The sequence below is a fragment of the Streptomyces sp. XM83C genome (genome assembly GCF_023072675.1).
Taxonomy (GTDB): domain Bacteria; phylum Actinomycetota; class Actinomycetes; order Streptomycetales; family Streptomycetaceae; genus Streptomyces; species Streptomyces thermocoprophilus.
The window spans coordinates 1-14344 of record NZ_JALLGL010000162.1; the positions used below are offsets into that span (position 1 = coordinate 1).

The 14344-nt window shown below is 73.0% G+C and carries 13 protein-coding genes, 1 tRNA gene and 1 pseudogene; 7 read left to right on the plus strand and 8 right to left on the minus strand.

What is annotated here, in order from left to right:
- Window positions 1–555: 555 nt before the first annotated feature.
- From MTQ10_RS18700 to MTQ10_RS18710, 3 genes and pseudogenes are all read right to left on the minus strand, one after another.
- A pseudogene (locus MTQ10_RS18700) lies at window positions 556–954 on the minus strand (DUF6000 family protein); the annotation flags it as partial.
- A gap of 129 nt (window positions 955–1083) precedes the next feature.
- A tRNA-Pro gene (locus MTQ10_RS18705) sits at window positions 1084–1157 on the minus strand.
- A 42-nt stretch (window positions 1158–1199) separates the two neighbouring features.
- The gene (locus MTQ10_RS18710) at window positions 1200–2642 is read right to left on the minus strand and encodes an MFS transporter (protein ID WP_247469530.1); all 1443 of its coding nucleotides are present in this window, start codon (window positions 2640–2642) and stop codon (window positions 1200–1202) included.
- Between the two features lie 235 nt (window positions 2643–2877).
- Here MTQ10_RS18710 and MTQ10_RS18715 point away from each other — a divergent pair, with 235 nt between their 5' ends.
- Complete coding sequence (locus MTQ10_RS18715) at window positions 2878–3456, plus strand: TetR/AcrR family transcriptional regulator (protein ID WP_247469531.1); 579 nt, start codon at window positions 2878–2880, stop codon at window positions 3454–3456.
- Window positions 3457–3512: 56 nt separating this feature from the next.
- On the plus strand, window positions 3513–3674 hold the full coding sequence (locus tag MTQ10_RS18720) for a hypothetical protein (protein WP_247469532.1): 162 nt from the start codon (window positions 3513–3515) through the stop codon (window positions 3672–3674).
- A 17-nt stretch (window positions 3675–3691) separates the two neighbouring features.
- Here the strand turns inward: MTQ10_RS18720 and MTQ10_RS18725 are convergent, their stop codons facing one another.
- A complete protein-coding gene (locus tag MTQ10_RS18725; RefSeq protein WP_247469533.1) occupies window positions 3692–4327 on the minus strand; it encodes an SRPBCC family protein in 636 nt (211 codons plus the stop codon).
- A gap of 241 nt (window positions 4328–4568) precedes the next feature.
- Window positions 4569–6641 (minus strand): TerD family protein, encoded by a 2073-nt coding sequence (locus MTQ10_RS18730; protein ID WP_247469534.1) that lies wholly within the window; start codon window positions 6639–6641, stop codon window positions 4569–4571.
- A gap of 210 nt (window positions 6642–6851) precedes the next feature.
- Between MTQ10_RS18730 and MTQ10_RS18735 the strand changes: the two genes are divergently transcribed.
- Window positions 6852–7196 (plus strand): cupin domain-containing protein, encoded by a 345-nt coding sequence (locus MTQ10_RS18735; protein WP_247469535.1) that lies wholly within the window; start codon window positions 6852–6854, stop codon window positions 7194–7196.
- Here the strand turns inward: MTQ10_RS18735 and MTQ10_RS18740 are convergent.
- On the minus strand, window positions 7186–8184 hold the full coding sequence (locus MTQ10_RS18740) for a LacI family DNA-binding transcriptional regulator (protein WP_247469536.1): 999 nt from the start codon (window positions 8182–8184) through the stop codon (window positions 7186–7188). The two genes, MTQ10_RS18735 and MTQ10_RS18740, sit on opposite strands and share 11 nt — an antisense overlap.
- Window positions 8185–8300: 116 nt before the next feature.
- Between MTQ10_RS18740 and MTQ10_RS18745 the strand changes: the two genes are divergently transcribed.
- Window positions 8301–9461, plus strand: coding sequence for a Gfo/Idh/MocA family protein (locus MTQ10_RS18745; protein WP_247469537.1), 1161 nt, complete (start codon window positions 8301–8303; stop codon window positions 9459–9461).
- On the opposite strand, the gene MTQ10_RS18750 is transcribed toward MTQ10_RS18745, so the two are convergent.
- Together MTQ10_RS18750 and MTQ10_RS18755 are read right to left on the minus strand one after the other, a co-directional pair.
- Window positions 9445–10035: a poly-gamma-glutamate hydrolase family protein gene (locus MTQ10_RS18750; protein WP_247469538.1), complete on the minus strand. Its 591-nt coding sequence runs from the start codon at window positions 10033–10035 to the stop codon at window positions 9445–9447. The two genes, MTQ10_RS18745 and MTQ10_RS18750, sit on opposite strands and share 17 nt — an antisense overlap.
- Window positions 10032–11072, minus strand: coding sequence for a LacI family DNA-binding transcriptional regulator (locus MTQ10_RS18755; protein ID WP_247469539.1), 1041 nt, complete (start codon window positions 11070–11072; stop codon window positions 10032–10034). The genes MTQ10_RS18750 and MTQ10_RS18755 overlap by 4 nt, the downstream gene beginning before the upstream one ends.
- A 126-nt stretch (window positions 11073–11198) precedes the next feature.
- Here MTQ10_RS18755 and MTQ10_RS18760 point away from each other — a divergent pair, with 126 nt between their 5' ends.
- From MTQ10_RS18760 to MTQ10_RS18770, 3 genes are read left to right on the plus strand one after another with little or no spacing between them, the layout of a single operon-like run.
- Entirely contained in the window at window positions 11199–12353 is a 1155-nt protein-coding gene (locus tag MTQ10_RS18760) for a phytanoyl-CoA dioxygenase family protein (RefSeq protein ID WP_247469540.1), read from the plus strand.
- Complete coding sequence (locus tag MTQ10_RS18765) at window positions 12350–13150, plus strand: SDR family oxidoreductase (protein ID WP_247469541.1); 801 nt, start codon at window positions 12350–12352, stop codon at window positions 13148–13150. The genes MTQ10_RS18760 and MTQ10_RS18765 overlap by 4 nt, the downstream gene beginning before the upstream one ends.
- 39 nt (window positions 13151–13189) lie before the next feature.
- Window positions 13190–14194, plus strand: coding sequence for a Gfo/Idh/MocA family protein (locus MTQ10_RS18770; RefSeq protein ID WP_247469542.1), 1005 nt, complete (start codon window positions 13190–13192; stop codon window positions 14192–14194).
- Window positions 14195–14344: the final 150 nt, after the last annotated feature.

Genomic DNA, 14344 nt, shown 5'->3' on the forward strand with positions numbered 1-14344 from the left:
GTCGGGCAGGATGGCATGCGGGCGCGGCCTTCACGATCTTGCGAGTGGAATCACATGATCTTGACGGGTCGCGCCCGTCGACGTTCATCCGGCCTCCTGTCCAAGGGCCGAGCACGCATCACACCTGCCCCGAAAGGTGTCCGCCGTCCGTGACCCGCAAACAGCGCGGAGGGACGTCCACACATCTGCATGAAGCTGCCGGGAAAAGCGACGGGCCGATGCCTCGCATGCTATTCATGAACAGAAAGAGGGCGTCGGACCCGTTTCGGGAAAGCGGTCACCGACCCGGTTTTCCGTACCGGAAAAACGTACCGGCACGGCACGGGAACGTTTCAGCACGAGGGACGGCTTCACGCAGCGGGTACACCGGGCGCACACGACGCACGGCCGCCGCACAGCGGCCCGCCCACGCGCCCGCCGGGGGGCTTCGGCTGCCCGCCCGTGACGCCCAGGTCCGATCAGGAGCCGAGGGCGCCGGCCGGAGACCGTTTCCCGGCACGGGCGCCGGCCCGGCCGGGCGCCGGTCACCCGTCGCAGATCACGAGAGGGGGGCGGTCATGACATCTCAGCGCACTCGTCGACGAACGCGCAGAGCCGCCGGACAAGGCTCAGGTAATGGGGGCTGGGGTCCGGGTCGCCCTTCATGTGAGGTGCGTCCTTCAGCCATTGCCGCCACAGGCCCCCCGGTTCCCGGAAGCGGTCGGCTCGACCATGTCCGAGGTTCAGGTCGACGAACTGGAGAGCGCCCATGGCGACGGGCTGGTCGTACGCGAGGTCGGGGCGGCGGAGGTAGCGATCCAGGTAGGCGGCGACCAGGTCGGCGTCGCGAGCCGTCCCGAAGCCGGCCAGGGCCACGCAGTAGGACAGCCCGGCGCAGCAGACCTCGCCTTCCAGCAGGAGTTCCCCGAGGCGCTCACGGAACTCGGTGCGGCGGGAGACCGCTGTGAGCAAGGCGGGTTCAGAGAAGCTGCCGAACTGCTCGGCTGACCTTGATCAATCGCGTTCGTGAGATGTTGCGGGACGGCGGCCCTGAAAACGATCAAGGGCCCTGTCGAAACAGGGCCCTGACCTTGTACTTCACCGTCGGGACGACAGGATTTGAACCTGCGACCCCTTGACCCCCAGTCAAGTGCGCTACCAAGCTGCGCCACGTCCCGTCGCGTCTCCCGCGGCGTGCCGCGAGATCGCGCAGGTCAACACTACCGCACGCGCGCGGGTGCGGGCGCCGGGGCGGTCGGTGCGGGCTCTTTCTCCGGTCCCGCGGCGGGCACGGCACGGCGGCGGACCGGGACGAGCAGTGCGGCGAGCGCGGCGGCCAGGCAGAGCACGGCGAGCAGGGTGAACCCGTGGGTGTAGCCGGAGCCGTACGGCAGTCCCGACGGCTGGAGCCGGCCGGTGACCAGGACGCCGGTCACCGCGGCGCCGATGGAGCCGCCGATGGTGCGGATGTTGGCGTTCATGCCGGTGGCGGCGCCGGTCCGGTCGGGCGGGACGCTGGCGACGACGAGGTTCGCCATCGCCGCGAACGCGAGGCCGATACCCAGGCCGAACAGGCCGGCGGCGACGGCGATCTGCCACTGCCGGTCGTGCCGGACCGCGAGCATGGCGCAGGACAGCGCGCCGAGCGCGGCGCCGGTGGTGAGCAGCGCCTTGGCGCCGAACACGGGCTCCAGACGTCCGCTGAGCATGCCGGAGAGGAACATCGCGACGAGCATCGGCAGCATGAGCAGCCCGGACGCGGTCACGCTCGCCCCGAAGCCGTATCCCGCGCTGCTCGGGGTCTGCACGAAGCCCGGCAGGAAGGACCAGATCGCGTACATGCCGGCGCCGAAGAGCAGCGCGGCGAGGTTGGTCGTCCACACCGCGGGCAGCCGCATCACGCGCAGGTCGACGAGGGGGCTGCGGGAGCGGGACTCGGCGATCAGCCACAGGGCGAACAGCAGCGCGGCGAGCACGAACAGCCCGACGGTACGCGCGGAACCCCAGCCCCAGACGCCGGCCTGGCTGATCGGCAGCAGCAGCGCCACCAGCCACCCCGACAGAAGCAGGGCACCGAGCCAGCTGACGCTTCCCTCCGCCCTGCGGGGCGACTCGGGGACGTAGCGGACGGCGATCAGGACGGTGGCGGCGACGACGGCGACGGGTATCCAGAACAGCCACCGGTAGTCGAGGGCGGAGACGATCGGACCGGCGGCGACCATGCCGACACCGCCGCCCGCCGCGATCACGGCGGACAGGGCGCTGATGCTGCCGGGGACCTCGCGGGGCGCGAACTCGTCGCGGATGATGCCGAAGGACAGCGGCACCAGCGCGCCCCCGGCGCCCTGCACGACCCGGGCGACGACCAGCACGCCGATCGTCGGAGCGAGCGCGGCGAGCAGACAGCCGGCCAGCACCGCCACCAGGACGGCGACCAGGGTGCGCTTCTTGCCGACGAGGTCGCCGACCCGGCCGAGAATGGGGGTGAAGACGCTGGCGGACAGCAGATATGCCGTCATCACCCAGGTCGCGGTGGACTGCGAGGTGTGCAGGGCGTGCTGGACGGTCGGCAGGGCCGGCGCGATCAGCGATTGCAGCATGGCGAACACGCCCGCACCCGTCGCGAGGACCGCGAAGGTAGGGCGGGTGGACTTGCTGGGCATGAGAAGGCCTCTCCGGACACGAAAGAGCCGAGATCGGACGCGAAGACGTAGCAGACGCAGCGGACGTGGAAGACGTGGAAGATGTGAGGGACAGAAGGCAGTGGTATGCCGCGGGTGCGCGTCGGTACGGCGCACTCCGGGCAGGGAGATCAGGCCCCCACTGCTAAAGTGGAGGTACCCCTCCACTCTAACGGAGGCACCCCTCCGGTTCAACCGTCCGCCTCGGGAGGCCCACGTGACGTCCCCGTCGTTCCCCGTCAGCGAGATCGTCGCGGCGCGCCGCCCGCACCGTAAGGACGCGGCACGCAACTACGACGCGTTGCTCGCCGCCGCCCGCGAGGCGTTCGCCGAGCACGGCGCCGAGGCGTCCCTGGAGGACATCGCCGGCCGCGCGGGAGTGGGTATCGGCACCCTGTACCGCAACTTCCCCACCCGGCGGGATCTGTTCGAGAGCGTGTACGCCGACGATGTCAACGCCCTGTGCCAGGCGGCTCTGGAGGTCGCAGACCAGGAGCCGTGGGAGGCGCTGACGGCATGGCTGGGCCGGTTCGCCGGCTACATGGTCACCAAGCGCGCGGTCCGTGAGGCGCTGGAGGGCGAGTCGGAGATCTTCCAGGCCTGCCGGGAGTCGCTGTACGCCGCCGGCGGCCCGCTGTTCGAACGGGCACAGCGCACGGGCGCGGCGCGCACGGACATGGACTTCGGCGACCTGCTGCGCCTGGTCGCGGGCGTCACGGCGACGACGTTCATGGACGACGCACAGCGCGACCGTGTGCTGGCGATCGCGCTGGACGGGGTACGGGCGGCCCGCTGAGGCGCCGACCGGGGCGGGCCCGCTGAGGCGCCGACCGGGGCGGGCCCGCCGGCGCGGTGACGCGGGGCGGGGCTGCTGGGAAGCCCGGCGGCTTTGGTGGCCTCGCCGGCGTCGTCGGCCTCGGCGGCCGGTCCGGCTCCGGCATCGGCTTCAGCTTCCGCATCCGCCCCGGCTCCGGCTCCGGCTCCGGCTCCGGCTCCGGCTCCGGCTCCGGCTGAGGGTTTCGCGCCCTTGGTCAGCCCGCCTCGCCCGTGTACGCGGCGGTAGTGCGGTCGGCCCAGGCGCGGGCCCGGGCCGTGTCCTCGCCGCTCAGGACGGTCGCGGCGTACCAGCGCTCGCTGCTCGCCGTCACGAAGCGGCGGCCCTCCGGCGAGCCGGCCCAGGCCATGAACGCGTCCGGGTCGTTGGGCCGGTCCGTCGTCAGGTGCAGGGACAGCCCCGCGAAGGTCATGTCCCAGCCGACGCCGACGGCACCGGGCCCGTAGTCCGCCCACTTGGGGTCGTCGAGCGGGAAGAGGTGGTCCAGCCGCAGCCGGGTGCGGGCGGTGCCCTCAGGTGTCAGCCGCAGCTCGATCCAGCTGATGTCACCGCCGTACTCCCACGTGGCGGTGAAGCTCTCGGGCGGTGCGCAGTGTTCGATCGTGCCGCCTGCGTTGCCCTGGAGCTGGTACTTGCCGCCCTGGCGCAGCTCCCCTTCGACCGGCAGGAACCAGCGCGGGATCCGCTCGGGGTCGGTGCAGGCGTCCCAGAGCGCCTCGGCGGGCAGGTCGTGGCTCTGGGCGAGGGTGACCGCGCGGACCTCCGCGGCGCGGAAGGCGCGGCGGCCGGTGGCGCGTTCGACGGCGTCGATCTGCCGGTCGACGTCGATCATGGGCTGCTCCTGCGGTGTTGCTGACGCCTGTCCCGTCCGAGCCTGGCACACCTGCGCGTGCCAGGCTCGGTGTACGGCGTTTCGCGCGGCGCGCGCGGGCGTGCGGCCGGGTGCGAACGCTGCCGCCGTACGCCGTGAGCCGCTCGCCCGGCACCCGTACGGCCCGGTGCCCGCGCCGCCCTCGCAGGGCATGAGCGCGGGCGCCGGGGCCGCGGTGGCCGGGAGACAGGCGGCAGGGCCGTCAGCCGGTCGTTTCCTTCGCCGGTGCACGGCGGGAGGCGGTCCGGTCCAGGTGCACGACGACGCTGGTGTAGAAGCGCTGTACGGCGTCGTCGACGCTGCGGATGAAGCCGGATTCGGCGTTGCCCCGGCCGCTGCCCATGCCCTTGAAGAGGGACAGCCGGAAACCCGTGATACGGACGCCGCTGTCCTTGGGCAGCAGATCACCGGGTTCGGGCCGGAGGCGCTCCAGGGTGCCCCGGGGCCCGCCGGTCTCGCTGTCGACGAGCGTCTCGACGTGCAGATCCGCCGGTGCCTCGGCCAGCTGCCGGACGAGCCGCTTGGCCCAGGACAGCGGATAGCCCTGCTCGGGCGCGGGGATCTCGATGGACGTACGCAGCTTGCCGGTCCGCAGGTCCGCGGTGAGCGCCAGTACACCGGGGGTGCCGTCGATGCGCAGTTCGGCCTGGAGGCGCCCGTCGAGGCACAGTTGGTCGGCGAGGCGGCGGCGGCGCTGCTGCGGATCGGTGCCCCGCCGGGAACGCTGCACCGGCAGCACCTTCTGCCCGAGTTCTCCGCCGAGGCGCAGACAGACCTGGCGGACCAGCCGCTCCCAGCTCTCCACCACCTCCAGGGCGCGCGGGTCTCCCTGGCACAGGGTTTCGTCGTCGATGCCGTTGCGGACGGGCACCCAGGCCGGGCCCATGTTCTGGAAGCCGTGGCAGCCGGAGTTGTCGTGCTGGAGGTAGTGGAGGAGTTCCTGGAGCAACCAGGCGTGGGCGGCGTTGCGGACACCCTCGTGTCGGATGAGCATCTGCGCCTGGTGCGCGACTTCGGCCCAGGACAGGTGCCAGAGTGCCACCTTGTGCTTGCGCCGCTTGTCGATCTTGACGTCGACCAGTGGGCTGCCTTCGAGCGCCACGTCGTTGGACAGCGTGACGACGGCCTCGTAACCGCGCCGGGCCGCTATGTCCGTGTACGCCTGCACCTGCTCGGCCTTGAGCGCGTTCCCGTTGGTCTTGGTCTCGACCAGCGCCGTCCAGAGCTTGCCGGCCCGTTCGACCCGGATGACGCCGTCGGGGCGGCGCGGGGTGTCGCCGTGCGGCAGCGACACCTCGGTGAACGTCTCCATCCGGCCCGCCGGGGCGCCGAACGCGGCGGTGAGCCGCCGTCCGAACTCCGGGACCTGAGCCATCACCGACAACAGGACGGAGGTGGCCCGCATCTCGCGGTCGCGGTCGCTCTTGAGCGCGGAGACGGGGAAGAGACGGGCCTGCTTCCAGGAGTCGTTCTCCGCGAGGGTCTTCGCGGGCCGGGCGGGCAGGGTCACCTTCTTCTTCGCCGTGCGCGGGCGTGCGGCGGCCTTCTGCCGGGGCGGCTCGTCCGCCGGACGGCGGGGTGCGGGTACGGCCTCCAGCACCGGTCCGGGCCCCGCAGGCACGGAAGCGGCGGGCGCGACGCCTCGGCCGTCCGCCCCCGCCGTGCCCGGCACGGTCGTGTCCTCGGTCGCCGGAGTGCTGGTGGGCTCACCACCCGTCGGCGCGTCGTCCTCGGTGTCGGCGTCGTCGACGTCCACGCCGAAGTCGGTCGCCAGACCCGCGAGGCCGGAGGCGTAGCCCTGACCGACGGCGCGGAACTTCCAGTCGTCCCCACGCCGGTACAGCTCACCGAAGATGATCGCGCTGACCTCGTCCGCGTCGTCGATGGCGAAGCGCAGGAGGGTCTCACCGCCCGCGTCCGCGAGCACGACACGCACGTCGTCCAGTTCCCCGAAGCGGGCGCCCCGGTAGCGGCTCGCGGCCACGACGATCCGCTCCACGTCGGCCGGGACAGCCGTCAGGTCGAAGCCGATACGGTCCTCGTCGCCGTCCTCCGTGGGCACCTTGCCGAGCAGTTGCACGCTGCCGTCGGCGGCCACCGGGTTGTTGTAGAAGTAGAAGTCGGCGTCGCTGCGCACCTTCCCGTCGTCGTTCAGCAGCAGGACCGACACATCCGCGTCCCCTTCACCGGTCGGGCTGGACCAGCCCAGGCCGACCATCACGGAACCCACGTCCTCGCTCAGGGACGCCAGGGACACGTTCTGCCCCTTGACCATGTCTTGCACAAAGCCCCCCACAGGCCACAGCGCACCCGGGCACGGCATCCCGCCCTCGGATGCTCATCTCACGACACGAGGTGACATGTCGCAGGCGGGAAACTGTAGTACGCATCCAGCTGCGACACGCGACGAACTGTCCCGCCGCCGGTGAAGATCCGTACAGCCTGTCGGGACCGGTGGCGGGGTGGGGGCCGTTAGGTTCGGGGTATGGAGCAGTCCTTCGTCGTGGGCATCGCCGATGCCGAACTCGAGCCCGAGCCGCTCGACCCCGCGCAGATCGTGTCGGGGTCGCCCGAGGTGAGCGGGAAGGTGGTGTGGGAGTCGCCGGACGGGCGGCAGATGCGGGGGATCTGGCAGATCACGCCCGGTGTCGTCACCGACACGGAGGCCGACGAGATGTTCGTCGTGCTGAGCGGGTCGGCGACGATCGAGGTCGAGGGCGGGCCCGTGCTGCGGGTCGGGCCGGGGGACATGGCGGTGCTGCGCGCCGGGGACCGGACCAGGTGGACCGTGCACGAGACGCTGCGGAAGGTCTACGCGATCAGTCTGTGAGCGGGGGCGCGGTCGTGCCGCGGGTCTCCAGCGCGGGGGAGCACAGGTCGAGGCGGCCGTCTCCGGCACGGTCGTCGAGGCGGTCCAGGAGGCGGCGGGCGGCGCGGTGGCCGACCTCGTGGCCGGCGTTGTCGACGGTGGTGAGCCACACGTGACGCAGGCGGGAGATCGCCGTGTTGTCGTAGCCGGCGACCGAGACGTCCCGCGGGACGCGCAGGCCGAGTTCCTCGGCGGCGGACAGGACGCCGACGGCGGTCATGTCGTTCACCGCGAAGACGGCCGTGGGGCGGTCGGGGCGGGCGAGGAGGCGTACGGCGGCGCGGTGGCCGCCCTCCTCCGTCAGGTCCGCCTGTTCGACCGTCACGTCCAGGCCGCGCTCGCGGGCCGTCGTCTCGAACCCGGCGCGGCGCAAAGCGGCCACCGCGCCGTGGCCCGCGATGTGCGCGACGCGGCGGTGGCCGAGTGCGGCGAGGTGTTCCGTCACCAGGCGGGCGCCCGCCTCGTCGTCGCCGGCGACGACGTCCACCCGGGGCAGCACCGGTTCGCGGGCTCCGGCGACGACGACCGGGAGGCGTTCCGCGACGGGGGCGAGCGCGGCCGGGTCGGGCAGGGTGCCGACGACGACCAGGCCGTCCACCCCCAGGTCGACGAAGGGCTCGGCGGGGCCGTGGCCGGTGCGGCGGCCGAGGCGGGCGTCGGCGAGCAGCATGCGCAGACCGGCGGTGTGCAGGGGTGAGTTGAGTCCGTCGAGGAGTTCCACGTACCAGGGGTTGCGCAGGTCGTGCAGGAGCACGCCGACCGTGCGGGTGCGGCGTTCGCTGAGGCTGCGGGCGGCGTTGTTGGGCCGGTAGCCGAGTTCGCGTACGGCGGCCAGCACGGCGTCGCGTTTCTCCGGCCGTACCTGGTCGGAGCCGCGCAGCACCAGGGAGACCAGCGACTTGGAGACCCCGGCCCGTTCGGCCACGTCGCGGATCGTCGGCTGCTTCATGGGATGGACCGTTCCATGTGCCGACACGCCTTGTCAAAGGGGTTGACAGGCGAGCAGAGCTGTCGTGAGGGTGGGGTCCAAGGTTTTGGACCGGTCCAAGAGGAACAGGGGCTGTCATGTCGGTGCGCACGCTGGGGGTCGCCGTCGTCGGGTTCGGCTGGATGGGCCGGGTGCACACGCAGGCGTACACGCGCGTGCCGCATCATTTCCCGCACCTCGGTGTGCGGCCAAAGCTCGTCGCGGTGGCCGAGGAGGTGCCGGGGCGGGCGGAGGAGGCCGCGGAGCGGTACGGGTTCGGGACGGCGACCCGTGACTGGCGGGAGATCGCGGCCGATCCGCGCGTGGACGCGGTCAGTGTGACCGCGCCGAACTTCCTGCACCGGGAGATCGGTGTCGCGCTGGCCGAGGCCGGCAAGCATCTGTGGATCGAGAAGCCGGTGGGCCTGGACGCGTCGGACGCTCGCGCGGTCGCCGACGCGGTCGCCGCCGCCGGCGTCCAGGGCTCGGTCGGCTTCAACTACCGCAACGCGCCCGCCGTGGAGGCCGCCCGCGATCTGATCGCCTCCGGTGAGATCGGCACCGTCACGCACGCGCGCGTGCGGCTGTTCAGCGACTACGCCGCCCATCCGGAGGGGGCTCTGACCTGGCGGTACGAGCGGGCGCGCGGCGGCAGCGGCGTCCTCGGCGACCTCGCCTCGCACGGCGTGGACCTGGCGCGGTTCCTGCTCGGCGAGATCGACGCCCTCACCGCGGACACGGCCGTGTTCGTGCCGGAGCGGGCCCGCCCGGCGGAGGCGACCGCCGGTCACGCGCGTGCCGCGGGCGGTGAGCCGGGCCCCGTGGAGAACGAGGACTACGTCAGCTGTCTGCTGCGGTTCGCCTCCGGCGCCCGAGGGGTGCTGGAGGCGTGCCGGGTGTCGGTGGGCGAGCAGAACAACTACGGCTTCGAGGTGCACGGCACCCGCGGCGCCGTCTTCTGGGACTTCCGCCGCATGAACGAGCTGGGCGTCAGCCGCGGCACCGCCTACCAGGACCAGCCGGTGAGCACGGTGTACGTCGGGCCGGGCGCAGGCGAGTACGCGGCGTTCCAGCCGGGCGCCGCCAACGCGATGGGCTACGACGATCTGAAGGTCATCGAGGCGTACCGGTTCCTCCGCTCGGTCACCGAGAACACCCCGTACGGCACGACGCTCACGGACGCGGTGCACAGCGCGGCGGCGCTGGACGCGATGCTCCGCTCGGCGGAGAGCGGCGGCTGGGTCAGCGTCCGGCCCTGAGCAGCCGTACGCCCGCCGTCAGCGCGTCGACGACGTGCGGCGGCGGGACGTCGTCGGCGCCCGAGGTGCGGGCGAGCAGCGGCAGTTCGACCTGCACGCCCGCGTCCCGGGCGAGGTTGACCGGGTTGCGGGGGTGCAGTCCGCGCAGTGCGGCGGGGATGCGCTCCAGGTCGGTGACGGTGTGGAACTCGGGGCGCAGGGCGCGCAGCGTCCAGGCGAGGCGGCGGGCGGCCGAGCGGTTGCGTCCGCCGAGGAAGAGGGTGCGTTCGGCGGTGCGGCGCATGTGCCCGTGCAGGGACACGGTGACCGTGACGTGCGCGAGGAACTCCCGCAGCAGCACGCCTGCGTCGGCCATCCTCGGGGACGTCAGGTGCACGGGGTCGGGGACGCCGGGCTGGCGAAAGACGAGGGTGGTGGCGCCGCAGCGCTCGCCGGCCTCCTCGGCCAGTTCCCCCGTACCGCCCTCGTTGTCGGCGTGCAGGGCGAGCAGCCCGACCGGGCCGCGCGGGCGCAGCGTCACGGTGAAGGGCACGCCGTCGATCTCGACGTGCTCGGTACGTCCTCCGGGCGTCATACGGGCCCCTTCCCGGCCTGCGGCGGCACGTTGTACGGCGTGACCACCTGGATCGCCGACGGCAGCACCGGCCCCTCGGGCGGCAGGGCGCCGTGGGCACGCATCACGAGGCGGCAGGCCTCCCGTACGTCCTGGCGCAGGTCGTGGTGGAGCACGGCGGACAGACGGTGCTCGCGCAGCAGACGGGTGTTGTCGTGGTCGAGGTCGTGCGCGACGAACACGTCGCAGGTGCGGCCCAGGTCGTCGAAGGCGCGCAGGGTGGCGATGTTGCCGCCGCCGATGGAGTAGACGGCGCGGATGTCCGGGTCGCGTTCGAGGGCGGCGCGCACGAGGTCGTACTGGGTGGCGTCCAGGCCCTGCCCCTCGGCGATCTCCACCAGCCGGCGGCCGGGGTGCCGGGCCCGCATGACGCTGCGGAAACCCATCTCGCGTTCCTCCTCGTTGCGGAAGAAGCCGCTGCTGAGGCTGGTGAGGACATGCCCGGGCCGGTCGCCGAGCCACTGCCCCATCAGGTACGCGGCGGTCGCGCCGGCCGCCCGGTTGTCGATGCCGACGTAGCCGACGCGGGGGCTGGACGGCAGGTCGGTGACGAGAGTGACGACGGGAATGCCCGCGGCGGCCAGCCGGGCGACAGCCGCCGCGGCCTCGGGGACGTCGGGCGCCTTGAGGATCACGCCTTGCGAGCCGCGCCGGGCGATCCGGTCCAGGGTGCGCACCAGCTCCTCCACCGGCCCGGTCTCCCGGAAGTGGAAGCGGCAGCGCAGCACGGCCGGGTGCAGGGACGGCAGTTCGGCCTCCAGGGCGGCGCGTACGGCCGTCGTGAAGCGTTCCGGTGCCTGCATCACGATGTCGGTCATGAAGGTGCGGCCGACGAGGCGGACCTGGGTGCGCTGGCGGTCCAGGTCGGCGATGGCCCGGTGCACCTCCTGCGCGGTGCTGGCGCGGACCCCTCCCCTGCCGTTCAGGACACGGTCCACGGTGGCCTCGCTGAGCCCCGCCTGACGTGCGATCTCCCTGATCGGGAAGGGGTGGCCCATGTGTCGTGTCCTTCCTGCCCCCGGCCGTCGCTGAGGGGTTTTTGATGGCCGGCCGATGATTGTCCGACGGGTTTGTCAGGACAAGAATGGCAGGGCTGCGGTGCCCCTGTCACCGAAAGGACGACGATGTCCCTCACCGACACCCGCCGTGCCCGGTTCTCGGAGCGCGACTGCGGCCTCGACGCCTTCCGCGCGCTCGTCGAGCGCACGACCGACCCCGCCGACCATCCGCACGCCGTCGCCGTGGAGCAGGGCGTGCCCGTCTACGACGCCCGGCGTGCCACCGACCGGGAGGGACTGCGGGACGAGCTGGTCCGCACCCTCACCGACGGGCCCGGCGTTGCCGTGTTCCGCGGCGCGTTCGAACCGTCGGTCGTGGACCGGGCGACAGCCGTGTTCGACGCGCTGATCGCCCGGCAGCGGGCATCCGGCGGCCGGGCGGGCGACCATTTCGCTCCGCCCGGCGCCAACGACCGGGTGTGGAACGCGCTGGAGAAGGCGGCCCTGCACGACCCGGAGGTGTTCGTCGACTACTACGCGAACGACGTCCTGGCGCTGGCCGCCGACGCGTGGCTCGGCCCCGGCTACCAGGTGACCTCGCAGATCAACGTCGTCAACCCGGGCGGCGCCGCGCAGACCGCCCACCGCGACTACCACCTGGGCTTCCTGCCGTCAAAGGTCGCCGCCGCCTACCCGGCGCATGTGCACCGCCTCTCCCCCGTGCTCACCCTTCAGGGCGCGGTGGCGCACTGCGACATGCCGGTCGAGTCGGGGCCGACGCTGTACCTGCCGTACTCGCAGCGCTACGAGCCGGGCTATCTGGCGTGGCGGCTGCCGGAGTTCCAGGAGTACTTCGACCGGCATCATGTGCAGCTGCCGCTCGCCAAGGGCGACGCGGTGTTCTTCAACCCGGCGCTGTTCCACGCGGCCGGCGGCAACCGCTCGGCCGGCATCCGGCGCATGGCGAACCTGCTGCAGATCTCCTCCGCGTTCGGGCGTGCCATGGAGACCGTGGACCGCGAGGCCGTCGTGAACGCCGTGTACCCGGTGCTGCTGCGGCGGAAGGCGGAGGGCGCAGGGCGGGCCTGGCTGCACCGGGTGGTCGCGGCGAGCGCCGAGGGCTACCCGTTCCCCACGAACCTCGACGCCGACGCGCCCGTCGACGGCATGGCCCCGCCCTCGCAGGCGGACCTCGTACGGCGGGCGCTCGACGAGGAGTGGACGCCGGACGCGCTGCGCGTCGCGCTGCGGGCGGCGGCCGTACGACGGGAGAGCCGATGACGACATCCTCCGAGCGGGCGGCTGGCCTGCTGGCCGGCAAGGTCGTCCTGGTCAACGGCGGTACGCAGGGCGTCGGCGCCGCCGTCGCGCGGGCCGCGGTCCGTGAGGGCGCCTCGGTGGCGGTCACCGGACGCCGGCCGGAGCCGGGCGAGGCGCTGGTGGGCGAGCTGACGGCGGCCGGCGGCACCGCCCGGTACGTCCGCGCCGACCTGGCCGACGCGGAGCAGGCCCGCGCGTCCGTGGCGCACACGGTGGAGGCGTACGGCCGGGTGGACTGCCTGGTCAACGCGGCCGGCCTCACCGCGCGCGGCACACTGCTGGACACCACGCCCGAGCTGTTCGACCGGCACATCGCGGTCAACCTCAAGGGGCCGTTCTTCGCGATGCAGGCCGCGGTCGCGGACATGCTCGCGCGGAAGGCGCCCGGCACGATCGTCAACGTCATCACGTCGTCCGCGCACGGCGGGCAGCCGTTCCTCGCGCCGTACGTGGCGGCGAAGGCGGGGCTCGCCGGGCTGACCCGGAACGCGGCGCACGCCCACCGCTGGGACCGCATCCGGATCAACGGGCTGAACATCGGCTGGACCGCGACCGAGGGCGAGGACGCCACACAGCGGGCCTTCCACGGCGCGGGCGACGACTGGCGGGAACAGGCCGGGGCCCGGCTGCCGATGGGGCGGCTGGGCCGGCCGGACGAGATCGCCGACTTCGTCGTCCTCCTGCTGTCGGACCGGTCCGGTGTGGTCACCGGGTCGGTGATCGACTGGGACCAGAACGTCCTGGGCGGCCTCGACTGACCGCCCGTACGACGCACCGCACAACCCTCAAGGAGCACCATGCGTATCGGAATCCTCGGCCTCGGCCGGATCGGGGCCTTCCACGCCGCGACCCTGGCAGCGCTCGACGCCGTCGACTCCCTCGTCGTCACCGACCCGTTCGCGGAGGCCGCCAAGGCCGCCGGCGAGCGGTTCGGGGCCGAGGTCGTGGACTCGCCCGAGGCCCTGCTCGCCGCCGGCGTGGACGGCATCGTCGTCGCTGCCGCCACCGACGCCCACCCGGAACTGATCCGGGCGGGTGTACGGGCCGGTGTGCCCGTCTTCTGCGAGAAGCCCGTCGCCCGCTCCATGGCGGAGGGCCTGGAGGTGCTGCGGTTCGTACAGGACAGCGACGTACCCGTGCACATCGGCTACAACCGCCGCTTCGACGCCGGGTTCACGGCGGCGCGGGACGCCGTGCGGTCGGGTGAGCTGGGCACGCTGCACACGGTGCGGGCGACCACGCTCGACCCGGCGCCGCCGCCGGCCGCGTACGTCGCCGCGTCGGGCGGCATCTTCCGGGACTGCTCGGTGCACGACTTCGACATCATCCGCTGGGTGACGGGCCGCGAGGTCACCGAGGTGTACGCCGTCGGCGGCAACCGGGGTGCGGACTACATCCGCGAGGCGGGGGACGCGGACACGACCGGGGCGGTGCTCACGCTGGACGACGGCACGATCGCGGTGGTGTCCAACTCCCGTCACAACGGACGCGGCTACGACGTACGGCTGGAGCTGCACGGGTTCTCGGACTCGCTGGCGGTCGGCCTGGACGACAAGCTGCCGATGCGGTCGGCGGAGCCGGGGGCGACGTTCCCCGCGGGGACACCGCACGACTTCTTCATGGACCGGTTCGCCGACGCGTACCGGGCGGAGCTGGCGGCGTTCACGGAGGTCGTGGCCGGGGCGCGGCCGTCGCCCTGCACGATCGAGGACGCGCTGGAGGCGGGGTGGATCGCGGAGGCCGCCACGCTGTCCCTGCGGGGGCACCGGCCGGTTCCGCTGTCCGAGGTGCGCACGGTGTGACGCCGGCCGGCGCGCCGGGTTTCGACGCCCGCCACAGGCCCCTACAGGGCCAGGGGCGGGCGTCACGCCGTTCGCACCTGCGCGGATGCGGGCGCGGGGGCGGGTCGCGCCACCCGGCGCTGACGGGGTGCCTCCCCCAGCGCCGGGTGG